This is a genomic window from Algoriphagus sp., assembly GCF_029254265.1.
Taxonomy (GTDB): domain Bacteria; phylum Bacteroidota; class Bacteroidia; order Cytophagales; family Cyclobacteriaceae; genus Algoriphagus.
Genome location: NZ_JAQWXX010000114.1, coordinates 1 through 14,023 on the forward strand (window position 1 = coordinate 1; position 14,023 = coordinate 14,023).

At 38.6% G+C, this 14,023-nt stretch carries 11 protein-coding genes; 8 read left to right on the forward strand and 3 right to left on the reverse strand.

Going from position 1 to position 14,023, the window contains the following annotated elements; genetic code table 11:
- Positions 1-213 precede the first annotated feature (213 nt).
- Positions 214-1,329 (forward strand): site-2 protease family protein, encoded by a 1,116-nt coding sequence (locus P8O16_RS17425; protein ID WP_300316751.1) that lies wholly within the window; start codon positions 214-216, stop codon positions 1,327-1,329.
- Here P8O16_RS17425 and P8O16_RS17430 read toward each other — a convergent pair.
- Entirely contained in the window at positions 1,322-2,992 is a 1,671-nt protein-coding gene (locus tag P8O16_RS17430; protein WP_300316753.1) for a Na/Pi symporter, read from the reverse strand. The genes P8O16_RS17425 and P8O16_RS17430 overlap by 8 nt on opposite strands.
- A 385-nt stretch (positions 2,993-3,377) precedes the next feature.
- On the opposite strand from P8O16_RS17430, the gene P8O16_RS17435 reads away from it, so the two are divergent.
- From P8O16_RS17435 to P8O16_RS17445, 3 genes are all read left to right on the forward strand, one after another.
- Positions 3,378-3,740, forward strand: coding sequence for a hypothetical protein (locus tag P8O16_RS17435; RefSeq protein ID WP_300316755.1), 363 nt, complete (start codon positions 3,378-3,380; stop codon positions 3,738-3,740).
- A gap of 26 nt (positions 3,741-3,766) precedes the next feature.
- The gene (locus P8O16_RS17440; protein ID WP_300316757.1) at positions 3,767-4,603 is read left to right on the forward strand and encodes a universal stress protein; all 837 of its coding nucleotides are present in this window, start codon (positions 3,767-3,769) and stop codon (positions 4,601-4,603) included.
- Positions 4,604-4,679: 76 nt separating this feature from the next.
- The gene (locus P8O16_RS17445) at positions 4,680-5,069 is read left to right on the forward strand and encodes a hypothetical protein (RefSeq protein WP_300316759.1); all 390 of its coding nucleotides are present in this window, start codon (positions 4,680-4,682) and stop codon (positions 5,067-5,069) included.
- A 60-nt stretch (positions 5,070-5,129) separates the two neighbouring features.
- On the opposite strand, the gene rlmD is transcribed toward P8O16_RS17445, so the two are convergent.
- Positions 5,130-6,539, reverse strand: a complete 1,410-nt coding sequence (rlmD, locus tag P8O16_RS17450) for a 23S rRNA (uracil(1939)-C(5))-methyltransferase RlmD (RefSeq protein ID WP_300316819.1) — start codon at positions 6,537-6,539, stop codon at positions 5,130-5,132.
- Positions 6,540-6,640: 101 nt separating this feature from the next.
- Here rlmD and P8O16_RS17455 point away from each other — a divergent pair, with 101 nt between their 5' ends.
- The 4 genes from P8O16_RS17455 to P8O16_RS17470 all read left to right on the forward strand — a co-directional run bounded on the left by P8O16_RS17455 (position 6,641) and on the right by P8O16_RS17470 (position 13,207).
- Complete coding sequence (locus P8O16_RS17455) at positions 6,641-7,462, forward strand: SDR family oxidoreductase (protein ID WP_300316761.1); 822 nt, start codon at positions 6,641-6,643, stop codon at positions 7,460-7,462.
- Positions 7,463-11,347 carry an AAA domain-containing protein gene (locus P8O16_RS17460; RefSeq protein ID WP_300316763.1) on the forward strand — a complete coding sequence of 1,295 codons (3,885 nt, stop codon included), beginning with the start codon at positions 7,463-7,465 and terminating at the stop codon, positions 11,345-11,347.
- A gap of 229 nt (positions 11,348-11,576) precedes the next feature.
- Positions 11,577-11,912, forward strand: a complete 336-nt coding sequence (locus P8O16_RS17465; RefSeq protein ID WP_300316766.1) for a helix-turn-helix transcriptional regulator — start codon at positions 11,577-11,579, stop codon at positions 11,910-11,912.
- Entirely contained in the window at positions 11,906-13,207 is a 1,302-nt protein-coding gene (locus P8O16_RS17470; protein ID WP_300316768.1) for a type II toxin-antitoxin system HipA family toxin, read from the forward strand. Before P8O16_RS17465 ends, P8O16_RS17470 begins: the two co-directional genes overlap by 7 nt.
- A gap of 33 nt (positions 13,208-13,240) precedes the next feature.
- On the opposite strand, the gene P8O16_RS17475 is transcribed toward P8O16_RS17470, so the two are convergent.
- Positions 13,241-14,011 (reverse strand): YdcF family protein, encoded by a 771-nt coding sequence (locus P8O16_RS17475; RefSeq protein WP_300316770.1) that lies wholly within the window; start codon positions 14,009-14,011, stop codon positions 13,241-13,243.
- Positions 14,012-14,023: the final 12 nt, after the last annotated feature.

Genomic DNA, 14,023 nt, shown 5'->3' on the forward strand with positions numbered 1-14,023 from the left:
TCAAAACCGTTTATTTTGACCTAATTTAGTACCCGTTAAGATCGCAAGAAAGCGATTGTCACTGGCTGTCACTTCTAACTTATTTGGCTACTGGCATCTTTGCGGATATACATATTAAATTTTTATTACTATTATTTAAATCACTTTAATTAATGACTTGTATCATTTCAAGTGACTTTATTTTTAACTCTTTTTATTACTTATTAAAAAAAAATGAAAGGTTCTATATATTTAGGTAAATACGCTAAGGTTAAGGTTTTTGTGCATTGGACCTTTTTTATTCTAATAATCTATATTTTATTTTTAGGCATCTCATTGGGGCAGCAAGCTTCAGCTATTGGATGGCATATTCTTTTTATTCTTTCGGTATTCTTGTGCATTATTTTGCATGAATTTGGTCATGTGATCACAGGTCAAAAGCTGGGATATAAAACAAAGGATATAATAATTTTACCAATTGGGGGAATATCTCGTTTCGAGAAATTACCAGACAGTCCCAAAGAAGAGTTTTTGATAAGCATATCTGGTCCATTGGTAAACTTGGTGATCGCAATTCTTTTATATATGATTTCACCCTTTAGCTTGTCGAATTTCCCGTCTTTAGACCTTACTGAATTGAATAGGGCCAATTTTCTTTTCCTACTGTTTGAGGTAAATCTGCTCCTAGGCATTTTCAATTTAGTCCCAGCCTTTCCTATGGATGGAGGCAGAGTTTTCCGGGCCCTTCTTTCTTTATTTATATCTAAGATTAAGGCTACTGAAATTGCCTCTGCCGTCGGGACAGTTTTTGCAATTGGATTTATACTTCTAGGTATATTTTTTAATCCTTTCCTAGTCTTGATTGGCTTGTTTATTATTTTTTCTGCTTCGAATGAATCTTCAGTCGTCAATATCTCGGCTTTATTAGAAGGGCATACGGCTGGAGAATTGGTTATGCGCAAGGTGGTCTTGTTGGACGAAAACGTAACGATTTCGGATGCCTCAAAAGAAATCTTAGATGGTCAATCCACTAGCTTTGGAATAGTTTCTTCACAAAGGAAGGTGATTGGTACAGTGTCGAGAGAGATTTTAATTGATTCACTTAAAACAAATGATCTTAAAACACCACTATATAAAATCATGAATCCAATTTCCAATTCGGTTCCATCTCATACTCTTCTAAAAGATCTTATTGCTGATAAAGCATTGGATAAAAATAACTTGGTGCCCGTTTCAGAGAATGGAGAAATAATAGGAATGATAAACCTGGAAAATATTTTGGAATTCATTGCTTTTAAAAAAGCCACTCCTGATTGGGAAAAAATACTAAACCGCGGCAATCCTATCTAAATGGAGGTAAATTTTCAAATTGAGCTGCTTGCGCCGGACTGAGCTTATAATCTTTTAGTGCAAAAATGATTGCTTTATTGGAAGAATATAGCTCTCTGTTGACATTTAAGACCGTGGCTATTTCTTCTTCCTCTAAATGCTGTCGGTTTGAATGATCATAAACCATTTCCAATAATTTATCATGGTTTTTTTGAATGTCTATCATGAGTTTGCTTAGTTCTTCAAAAAATGTTTCGTTAGATTCAGAGTCAAGCATTTGTTTAAATCGGGTAGTCATTACACGATTAGAATCATTAAAGAATTCGTAAAGAGAGTTTATGGTTTTTTTACCGGATTTACGAAAGTTGGAAAGATCTAATTCAATGTCCTTAATATCCTTTGCTGCATATAAAGCATTTCCTGTGGCAGTGATTATTTTCGAAAGTCTTGAAGATTCATCCTCAGTCAATGACTGTTTTTGGAGGTCTCCATAGAAATTAATCATTTCACCATGAAGCTTTTTTATTTCGTAATAATCGTCAAAGAAGTTTTCTCTCGGCCCGAAAAACCGCCCATTTCTACGGGGAATTAGTTCATCGTTATTTTGGAGAAAAGCAGTTCTCCATAATTTTAAAACTTTTGAAAGAAGGTGGTTGGTTTCATTGTTAAGTGCTTCAAGTGCTGTTTCCGGGACTTCCACAGTTGTTTCATGTATAAATAATCCCACTCTGTCGTTTGAACTTGTGAATCTGTTATTTAGAAAATCCGCAAATCGGCCAAGGAAGGGGTAGAATAAAATAATCCCTAAAAGGTTGAATGCACTGTGAAATATTGCTAAGCCTATGAGTTGATCCTTAATATTTAATATGTCTGTAATAAATAAGATTATAGGATGTATCAATAAAAATGAAACTACGCTTGTGACAAGATTAAATAAGAAATGGCCAAGTGCAACCCTTTTTTTGGAAACTGTACCTTGGAGCGCTCCCAATAATACAGTGATTGTGGTTCCTAAATTAGCACCAATGACCAAAGCAGCAGCTGCATTAAAATCGATAATACCAACATTCAATGCACTCAAGGTGATCACCATTGTTGCTGAGCTGGATTGAACGAGAGCCGTAAAGAAAAATCCTACTAAAAGGAATACAAAAGATCCATAATCCTCAAAAAGACTTAGATCAAAGTTCTCAGATAAGTAAGTAATGCTGTCTTTCATAAATGAAAGCCCTAGAAACAGGAAAGCCAGACCTAAGGTCAATAGGCCAATATTGAATAGTTGCTGGCGTTTTGGAAAAAGTACTACCAACAAGCCACCAATGGCGATAAATGGCATGACGAAACCCTCAATATTTAACTTAAAACCAAGTGTAGCCACGAGCCAACCGGTGAAGGTAGTTCCAAGGTTGGAACCTAGAATGATGCCCAAAGCGCTTTTCATACTAATCACCCCAGCGCCCACAAATGCCAGAAGCATTAATGAAACCACAGAGCTACTTTGTAAGAGCGCAGTGATCAAAGTTCCTCCCAGAATGGCTTTTAGCTTGTTCTTCGTGTGTTTTTTAAGAAATACTTTGAACCCTCGCCCGGCTAATTCTTTGACGCCATTCTCCAACTGAGACATTCCAAATAGGAATAGCCCAAGGCCAGCTAAAAATTTCCAAAGGTCAAAGTGTTCCCACATGTCTATTGACTCTAATTAAAGTAGAACGATTTAAGAGGATTCTTAATTTTCAAGAAGAAAATTAAAAGTTAAAATTAAAGATTTTGTAATCCAATAATAAAAACTCATTAGTTGTATGGGTGAGAATAACTTAGAATTAGATTTGGAAGAATAGCTGGTTGAATTCGTGGTTTGATTTTTTAAATCAAGATTCAATTACAAAAGAGCTCCGGTAAGCAATAAACTTTCAGTACAAATGGAAGTGATTCCGATGAAACTTTTGCTTTATTAAACTCAATTTCTCTATCTAATAATTAAATGAAGGTGATGATTGTCATTTAGGAAGATGAGGGGCCTCATTTCTGACGAATTAGATTCTACTTAAATTGGTCGAAACCTAATCTAAATGCAGAACTCATTGATTGTTTATGGTCTGGAAAATATTTTCAAACGAGAAGACATGTTTGATAATATTGAAAATGAAGCGGCCCTTAATTATTACGCCTCAGATATCTTTTTGGAGTTTGGGTTTACTAGTTTTTTGGATTTTCAAGAAGCCCTTCAAAAGGCTTTCACAATTTTGAATAGTGCGAAAATTCCAGTAAAAAATCACATGAGGATCATTTTTAGAGATCAAAATCATCAGATCTATCAAGATTGGAAATTATCGTCTCTAGCATGTCATCTACTTAAAATCAACGGAGCATTGGATAATCACAATGTGGTAGAATATCAAATTAAAATGCATTCATACTTTCATCACAAATAATTATATGCCGGTTTAATTATTAACATATGACAACTAAAACAATCCTAGTACCAATAGATTTTGAAAAACCTTCCTTAAAGGGGTTAGAGCTTGCGGCTATGCTGGCCCAAAAGATTAATGCTAGAATTTTTATTATGCATGCACTTCAGACTCAAGGGACATTGCCTAATTCTAGTACTTCTACGGATTCAGAGGATCTGATTAAAAAAGCAGAAAAAAATGCGTATGATGAATTTGAACTTTTGAAAAAATCAATGAATTTACTTCATGAAGTGGAGCATACTTTTGTAGTTCTTCATGCTATTGCTCAAGAGGGAATTATTTCCATGACCAACAGGCAGACTATTGATCTAATTGTAATGGGAACGAAAGCTTCAAATAGATTAAAAGGGATTTTAATAGGAATTAATACCTTTTCGATTACCAAAAATGTCAAGTGTCCTGTTTTAGCTGTTCCTGAAGGAGCAGATACAAAGAGACATTTCAAAAATATTGGGTTGGCTGGTGACTATAAAGAAACCGCCTCTAAGAATGCTTTTGAAATACTGCTAAATATTGCAACTGCATTTAATTCACATATCCATGTTGTGCACATGAGTGAAATCCCATCATTTAATCCGAGTGAAACAGCAGAGGCGAAAAAATTAGACAGATATTTTCATGGACTGAATCATCGGTTCTTATTGAAGCTTAACAAGGATTTGGATGAAGGTCTAAACGAATTTATAGGAGAAAATGAGATAGATTTACTGACTCTTGTTAATAAAAGAAAGAATAGCTTGGATCATATTTTCCAGTCAAATAGTATTGAAAAAAGAACAAACCTGGCTAAAGTCCCATTTTTGATTCTAAATACTAAATGAAAATTTAAAATGTGAATAGCTACGTGAAAATAAGTTCGTCGCTGGGTTTATACTTTTGAAAATCAAATGTTTTCTAATGGAGAAAATTCTTAAAAAAGATGAATTTTATTTCTGTTTAGCTCATCTTTACTATGCAGTAACAGTAGTTGATAAGCGGATAGAAGTTGAAGAAAAGAAGAGAATAAAGGATCTTGTAGAACAGTATTGGAGCATTGATTTTGATCATCTAAATGGCAAGGATATTATTTTTTCAACTTTAAAAAGATTGTTTAATGAAAAGCCAAAATCAGAGGAAGCTTACACTGTTTTTTGTGACTTCTTTAATGAAAACGAAGCTCTTTTTACTGATAAACTTAAACGTGATATCTTGGATACATCAGACAAAATAGCACAATTCTTCTCTGGAAGGAATAAGTCAGAAAGTGTATTGATAAGCAGACTTTATTTTTTATTTAAAGAAAAGTGATGAGCGTTTTTTCAAAAACTTAAGTTTAAATAAGCCCTGACCATTTCTCTGATGAAGATTTTAATGAGCTTTTCTACTCAAAAGAATCACATTTTCCACATGGTAAGTCTGCGGAAACATATCGACCGGTTGGATTTTTACTACATCGTACTTCTCAGCCAATAAAGCCACGTCCCTTGCTTGAGTTGCAGGATTACAGGAAACATAAACAATCCTTGGGGCTTCGAGACGAAGTAGCATCTCGACAACTTTCTCATCCATTCCTGCACGCGGTGGATCTGTAATAATGAGATCTGGCTTAGCATGGTTTGCGATAAACTCTTCATTGAGTATATCCTTCATATCCCCTGCATAAAACAAGGTGTTCTCTATTCCATTCAATTTCGAATTTAGTTTGGCGTCTTCAATTGCCGCTTCCACATATTCGATTCCGATGACTTGTTTTGCTTTTTTAGCCACAAAATTTGCAATCGTCCCAGTTCCGGTATACAAGTCATAGACCACTTCGTCTCCTTTTAAATCGGCGAATTCACGAGCTACTTTGTATAATTCGTAAGCTTGTTCTGAATTGGTTTGGTAGAAAGATTTTGGGCTGATTCTGAATTTCAAACCCTCCATTTCTTCTTCGATGAAGTCTTTTCCAGCAAAGGTCACCAACTCCAAATCATGAAACGTCTCATTCCCCTTTAGATTGATAACATAAATTAATGAAGTGATTTCAGGGAATTTCTGATTCAAAAACTCCATTATAACCTTGATTGACTCTGGGTCATTTTCTCCAAACTGAACAATCACCATACTTTCACCCGTGCTGGTAGTCCGGATGATGAGGTTTCGCAACAAGCCAACTTGACTTCGGATATCGTAAAAAGTAATCTGGTTTTCAAGGGCAAATGCTCTCAGTTTATTTCTAACTTCATTAGAAATATTCCCTTGCAGATAGCAATGCTCGATATCAATGATTTTATCAAACATTTTAGGTATATGAAAGCCAAGTGCATTTCGATCGAATTCCTCTCCAGACCTGATTTGGTCAATGGTTAGCCATTTCTTATTAGAAAAAGTGAAGTCGAGTTTATTACGATAGTACTTGGTTTTTTCTGAACCGAGTGTTGGCATTACTTCTGGAATAGGCACTTTGGCAATTCGCTGAAACTGATCCAATACCTGCTGTCGCTTGTAGTTTTTCTGAAGGTCATAATTGATATGTTGCCATTTACATCCACCGCAAGTTCCAAAATGTGCGCAAAAAGGTTCGATACGTTCGGCAGAGTATTCGTGAAATTTCACAGGCTCGCCCTCCATAAAGGAGCTTTTGCCTTTTGTGATTCGTACATCTACTACATCTCCCGGAGCTACTCCGGTGACAAAAACCACCTTTTCATCATGGTAACCCAAGCATTTCCCCTCTGATGCAATCTTTTCAATTCGAAGATTGGTGATGAGCTTATTTTTCATTTTTCGCGACATGGCCGCAAAAATAGGGAAAAATGCCATAATCGTTTTTTGAGATTTGTTCAAACATATTTTAATCTTCAGTTTTTTATCATTTCCTTATCTTTGAACTCTCAATGAAAAAGCAGGATTTAAAAGATAAAGTTGTCATCATCACAGGAGCTACTTCAGGTATTGGCGAAGCTTGCGCTCAAGTTTTTGGGAGGGCAGGAGCTAAAATCGTAATCACTGGCAGAAATTCTGATAAACTGGAGATCAGTCGTAAAAAGCTGGCTGCTGATAATATTGAAGTACTTGCCATTTTGGCAAATGCAGATTCTGAATCGGATAACCAAAAGATCCCTGAACTCACCTTAGCCAGATTTGGACGAATAGATATCCTGATCAATAATGCAGGGATTTCGATGCGTGCGCTTTTTCAAGAGTTGGACTTGAAGGTGTTTAAGCAGGTAATGGATACCAATTTTTATGGGACGGTCTACGCAACTAAATATTGCCTGCCGGAAATCTTGAAAAGCAAAGGTTCGATTATTGGGATTTCTTCCATCAATGGCTATCGAGGGACGCCAGCCCGTACTGCCTATACAGCCAGCAAATATGCCATGAATGGTTTCTTTGAGTCCTTGCGTACAGAAGTAATGAACCAAGGTGTACATATTTTGGTGGCCAGTCCCGGCTTCACTGCTTCGAATATTAGAAATGGAGCACTAACTGCAGAAGGAAAATCCCAAGGAGAATCTCCTCGTGATGAATCTAAAATGATGAGCTCAGAGGAAGTAGCCGAGGCGATTTTATTAGCAACCTTGAAAAGAAAGCGGGATTTGGTCCTAACTACACAAGGAAAACTTGCTGTTTTTCTAAACAAATGGATTCCATCTATCATGGATGGTCTCGTTTATAAAGAGATGGCTAAAGAACCTGATTCGCCTTTGAAATAAATGGCCGGATCTATTTTTCAGCATTATCTCAATAAACTTACAGACCTTTCTTCTAGGAACAAATCGCTTTACCTTCCAAAAACAACGGGAAATGGGGTTGTCGATTTGCAGGAATTAGATTTTTTGAATGGAGAATCTGCTTTTGAGATTTTAAGAAAAGCGATTCTTGGCAAGAAAAAAATACCACTGATTCCTGAAGTTGATCCTCGATTGGGAGACGTCAATCAACTTTCAAAATCCCTTTCAAAAATTGCTTTTAGAGATCAATTGACCCAAGAGGAGACTGGTGATCAAAGTCTTTTTTTGGCTTGGCCATTTGTTGAAGGTAAGCTCATGAATGGTCAAATGCTTCGTGCCCCTCTCATTCTGATGCCTTGCCGATTGGAAAAAGTGGATGGAAATTGGCTGCTTCATCCTCAGGATTCTTGGAAGTGGAATACTGCATTTTTGCTGGCCTATGCTCATGGACAAGGTGCTAAAATTGATTCGGATGGACTTGACGCAGCTCTCGATGAATTGCCCAGCGATCCTGTAGAATTCCGGACGGCATTAGTGAAGTTATTGGAATCTTATTTTGCAATTCAATTGAGTTCAAAGCTTTTTGAAGATCGGATTCCGGCTTTTCCAAATTCGCAGATTTCGGTAGATCGAGGGACTTTTCAGGAGGGTAAGTTGACACTAAAGACCTATGGCCTCCTAGGTCAATTTACCCAAAAGGGTAATTTTATTTTCAGCGATTATGAAGAATTATTAAGTGGAAATGCTCCGGAATCCTTAGAGAACTTGTTTGAGGCCCATTTTCAATCAAAAGAAAAAGTTTCCATCCCAAGAGAGGATCAGCTCTTTCCAGTTTTTCCGCTGGATGCTTCCCAAGAAAATGTATTGGTAAAAGTCCGTCAAGGCAAAAGCTTGGTTGTCGAAGGGCCTCCGGGGACTGGTAAATCACAGTTGATCGCAAATTTGGTTTCGGATTACATCGCTCGGGGCAAAAAAGTCCTGGTTGTTTCCCAAAAGCGTGCTGCTTTGGACGTCGTTTTTGAGCGAATGGCAAAAGCAGGATTTGGGGAGTTTTTGGGGCTAGTTCATGATTTTCGAGCTGATCAAAAACTCCTTTTCAAGAAGCTGAAAGATCAGATAGGCGCGATAGAAAATTACCTGGAGGAAAACCGTGGCCTGGATTCTATGCACTTGGAACGAGAGATTTCCGTCCATTCTAAGACAATTACGCGGCTTTCTGAAAAATTCGAAAATTTTCGGGAGGCACTTTTTGAATCCAAGTCAGTGGGAATCCCGATCAAAGCGATGTATCTTAATGCTGGTGAAAATAAAGGTCTTGACTTGGATTCCAAGTCCACGCTTTTGGGTTTAAACCAGGAGCAAGCCAAGGGATTTGAAAAGGAGTTGATCAGATTTTTAAGTTATCAGAATCGATTTAAAGGGACTTTTTGGGAAAATCGAAATTCCTTTGCCCATATCGAAACAGATCAATTTTCAAAAATTCAAGAAGTTTTAGAGGAGTTGGAAGGCTTTCAATCGAAACAAGGCAAAAGATCGAATGATGAATTGATTCAAAAAATATCTAAAGAAATCGTTCAAGGGGAATTGACTACTCAAGGTATTGAACATTTGAAATCAGATTTTGAAAAGATTTTGAATCCTCGTTTAGCCCTTGGATTAGTACGTTTCTCAAAAAAAAGGAAGCATATTGAGTTGGTTCTGGATTGGATTCAAAATGCGGTTTCAAAACTCCAAAGTTTGGACTTGCCAATTCCGGAAAATATTGATCAACTGGAATCTGAACTGAATGAGATTTCCATGCTTCAGGAATCTTGGTGGGGTAAACTGACGCTTAACTTCCAAAAGAAGCGATTTCCACGGTTACTTTCCTGGTTGGTTTTGGGAGATTGTAAATGGAATTCTCAGGATATTGAATCGGCTCAAACTACATTTAATCAAATCCAAGAATTGGAATCTGAGATGCGCCAGCTTCCAATTATTACAGGATTGGATTTGTCTTTATCCCGATTAGCTAGTATTGATCAAGAAATCAAGGAAGCAAAATTTTGGGCTGGGAATTGGGTAGATATCCCGTACCTGAATTCGCTTTTTGAGGGAGAAACTCAAATCGAAAACCCTGGACATTTAATTTTTGAATTGGGGAGTTTAGTTCGGTATTGTGAAGGATTTGAAAGAAAGCTTACTCGCTGGAAGATTTATTTGAGCTCTAATCAGATTTCTCAGCTTCTTTTTGAACAAACAAAAGTTTTCGATTCCAATCTTTTACAGACTTTTTCAGAGTTGGTAGCTTTTGATCGATTTTTGGAAAAATGGACTTTGGATAAATTGAAACTTGCCGAGAAAATCAGATCTTTTTCAGGTCTTCCTGATTCTCCTGATCCAAGCATGCTATTTTGGAATGCATGGAATTTGACTTGGATAGGGGAGTTAGAGCGAAGGGTTCCGGTCTTGGCGGAAGCTGGCAGCTTGAAGATGCAGCAAGAAATGGGGGAGTTGAAAGATGCGATTCTAGAAAAGCGGAAAATTTCAAAATTCATGACGCTGCTTCGCCTCCGCGAGCAGATGACTGAATCACTGGAATTCAATCGACTTGGAAATCGACTGACTTATCGAGATCTGCTCCATCAGGTAAGTAAAAAACGTCAAAAATGGCCTGTTCGGAAATTGGTTGAGGAATTTGAATCTGAGATTTTTCGGTTGATTCCTTGCTGGCTCGCCAGTCCGGAGACGGTTTCTGCCTTGTTTCCTATGAGGCAGAATTTTGATCTGGTTATTTTTGATGAGGCTTCTCAGTGTCCTGTGGAGCGGGGATTGCCAGCGATGCTTCGGGGAAAGCAAGTGGTAGTGGCTGGGGATTCGCAACAATTAAAGCCATCGGATTTTTATCAAGTCAAGTGGGAATCGGAAGAAGAAGGGCTGGAATTTGAATCCGAATCGCTTTTGGAGTTGACAGGAAATTTCTTTGAAAAAACGTTGCTTTCAGGGCATTACCGCTCCGCGCACCCTGGTTTGATTGATTTTTCGAACCGAAACTTTTACGGAGGGAAGTTGGCTGCTTTGCCTGATTTGAAAACGATGATGGCGGGGAAATCTTCTTTTACTTGGGAAAAAATAGAGGGGATTTGGGAAAATCAAATGAATAAGTCGGAAGCAAATGCGGTGGTGGAAAAGGTGATGGAGATTCAATCTCTTTTTCCTGATGATTCAATTGGGATCGTGACGGGAAATTACTTTCAGATGGAATTGATTCGGGAGCGGCTTTGGAAAACAGGAATTCAGCAGGCGGAGATTAAAGTTCGGAACATCGAAAATGTCCAAGGCGATGAATTCGACCGAGTGATTTTGTCATTGGGCTATGCGCCCAATCGAGAAGGGAAACTTGTGACAAATTTTGGGTTGTTGGGAAAGTCAGGTGCTGAAAATCGATTGAATGTGGCAATCACCCGAGCCCGAAAAGTCATGCATGTGATTAGCAGCATCGAGCCGGAAGATTTCCGTCCCGGTCAACTCAAAAATCCTGGATTGATATTACTTCGTGAGTTTTTAGAATATGTGAGAAAACAAGCTAAGAATCCATATTTTGAAGTAATTGAAATAGATTCTAAAGGTTATGAGATGGATTGGAGTCTCAAAAATCAACTGGTAAAATCTGATTCATGCTACAGTAAGCAGGTGCCTTCTGCGGTGATGGATTTGTTGAAAACTGGTTCTGAATATCCTATTGCTGTTTTAACGGACGATCAACGTTTTTTTAATTCTCCTTCGGCAAAAGCAGCTATGGCTTATCATCCGATTTTGCTGGAAGCCAAGGGTTGGAATTGGGAATGGAAGTGGAGCCGCGAGGAGTTTTTGAAGTCAGAAGGCTAAAGTGAGAAAGCTAAAATTCTGAAGTTGCCGTTGGGGTCTTTTTTGGACCCTGAGGGGATTGAGGTAGTGATTGGAATAATTTATTTGCAATTAATGAACGATAAGTCATTCATTAAACACATTTTTATACGATAATGAATGAATTATCACTCAAAATAAATATTGATTTTTAGTATGATATTTCATTCATTAAGTACTATATTTGGACTTAATGAATGATTTTTAAGTCATGGATTACAATCAATTATCGGATATCGCGATTTTGCAACAAATTGGCGCTTTTGTAAAGCATCATCGCATGAATCAGCAAAAGTCACAAGAGCAATTATCCACCGCTGCGGGTATTAGTCGATCTACACTGAGTTTGCTGGAGCGTGGTGAAAAGGTCAATTTGATTACTTTGATTCAGGTGCTTCGGGTATTGGATCAGTTAGCTTGGCTAGCTGAGTTTGAGGTTCAAAAGACCATCAGTCCCATCGAGTACATTAAGCTCCAAAAAAAGCATGAGCGTCAGCGTATCCGTAATTCAGACATTGCTGCCGATAATCCTCCTTCCGAATGGTAGTTGCCGCTGAGATCTGGATTTGGGATCAGTTGTGTGGTGCGATTCTTTGGGATGAAAGTAAGCAACTGGGGAGTTTTGAGTTCGACCAAAAATTTCTGCGCTCTGGATTGGATATTTCTCCCATCAAGATGCCTTTGGGTGGAGGGAATCAGATTTATTCATTTCCTGAATTACGATCAACTAGAGGAGCGGCATTTGACACATTCAAAGGTTTACCGGGACTGCTGGCAGATATGCTTCCGGATAAATACGGAAATCAATTAATCAATGCATGGCTGGTTCAGAATGGACGACCTGCTGACAGTTTGAATCCGGTGGAGCAACTTTGTTTTATCGGGAAGCGGGGTGTGGGAGCTTTGGAAATCAGGCCTACTTTGCGGGAGGAAACAGCCAAAGCAAGTACATTGGAGATCGATAGTTTGGTGGGCATTGCCAACAAGATTCTTAATTCGAGGGAAGGCTTTCAGGCTAATTTGACAGGAGAGGAGCAATCAGCCTTATCGGATATTTTGAAGATCGGGACTTCCGCTGGTGGAGCTCGAGCCAAAGCGGTGATTGCTTTCAATCCCAAAACAGGTGAGGTGAAAAGTGGTCAGGTAAAGGCTCCCAAGGGGTTTTCCTATTGGATTATCAAATTTGACGGGATTCATGATTCGCAGTTTGGTGCTACAATGGGGTATGGCCGAGTAGAAATGGCCTATTATCTGATGGCAAAAGCTGCTGGAATTCGGATGAGTGAATGTCGGCTATTGGAAGAAAATGGAAGGGCTCACTTTATGACCAAGCGCTTTGACCGAATGGATAATGGACAAAAAATCCATATGCAGAGTCTATGTGGGATCCGACATTTCGATTTTAATCAGGTAGGGTTTTACAGTTATGAGCAGGTGTTTGAGACGATGCGAATGCTGCGACTTCCCTATCCGGAAGCAGAGGAGCTTTTTGTCCGAATGGTGTTTAATGTCTTGGCGAGAAACTGCGATGATCATACGAAGAACTTTGCTTTTCTCATGGATCAAGATGGCAAATGGTCACTTTCTCCTGCCTATGATATCTGCTATGCCTATAGACCGGGAAGTATCTGGGTGAGTTCCCAGTCGCTGATGGTCAATGGAAAGCGGGAGAATATCGGAGAGGCTGATTTCCTCGAAGTGGCCCGGCAGATGAATATCAAAAAGCCAGAAGAAAAGATTGCTCAAGTGAGGTCAGCTGTTGGTAGATGGGTCGAATTTGCGGAGGAAGTGGGAGTGGAGCCAGTGCTTCAGAATGGAATTAAGATGAACATTTTGGTTTGATTTTTAAAATCACTTGAAAACTACAAACCAGATTTAAATATATCCAACAAGCTTATAGACAGTAATTCCAATCCATTCCTTTACCAGTTTATGCCACATAAAAATCGAGTAGGGATCAGGATAAAGGAGCGTGGGAAGATCGTATTTGGTATCGTTGCTATAGTAGTCGGTAGGGAAAGTTTCAGTTTTAAAGCCGACTTTGTCGAAGCAGCCTTTAGCTCGATACATGTGAAAGGCGGATGTGATTAGGATAAATTCCTGATTAGTTGAAATCCCCTTTTCCTCTAAAAAAGCTTTTGTGAAACGGGCATTTTCTGCAGTATTCTTGGCTTGATCTTCGATCAAAATATCAGCCTCAGGCATACCGGTCATCAGGAGGAATCGCTGCAATACTTCGGCTTCGGACTGAGGATTCACGGGATTCAGACCTTGACCTCCGGTGATCAGGATTTTTTTGATTTTACCTTGGCGATATAGTTGGAGTGCATGGGTGATGCGGTCTGCACCTTTATTGAAGAAGGTACGATCAGTGGCTGTCTTGCTGAGATTGGTGACTCCGGTGAGGACGATGCCGATTTCATGATTTTCGATTTCATCAAAATCTTTGAACTCCGGTTCCCAGGCCAACATCGCTTGATTGGCAATAAAGGGGTTGGAAAAAAACCAGAGTAGGATTATTCCAGTCCAGAGACTTCGTTTCCCCCATTTTTTCTTGAAATAAATCGCCCCAATCACAATCAAAATACAGATGATTGTCAGCGGCATGGCTAAAAAACTTAGAAATTGTGATAGGTAGAAGAACATGGTTTGGGTGAA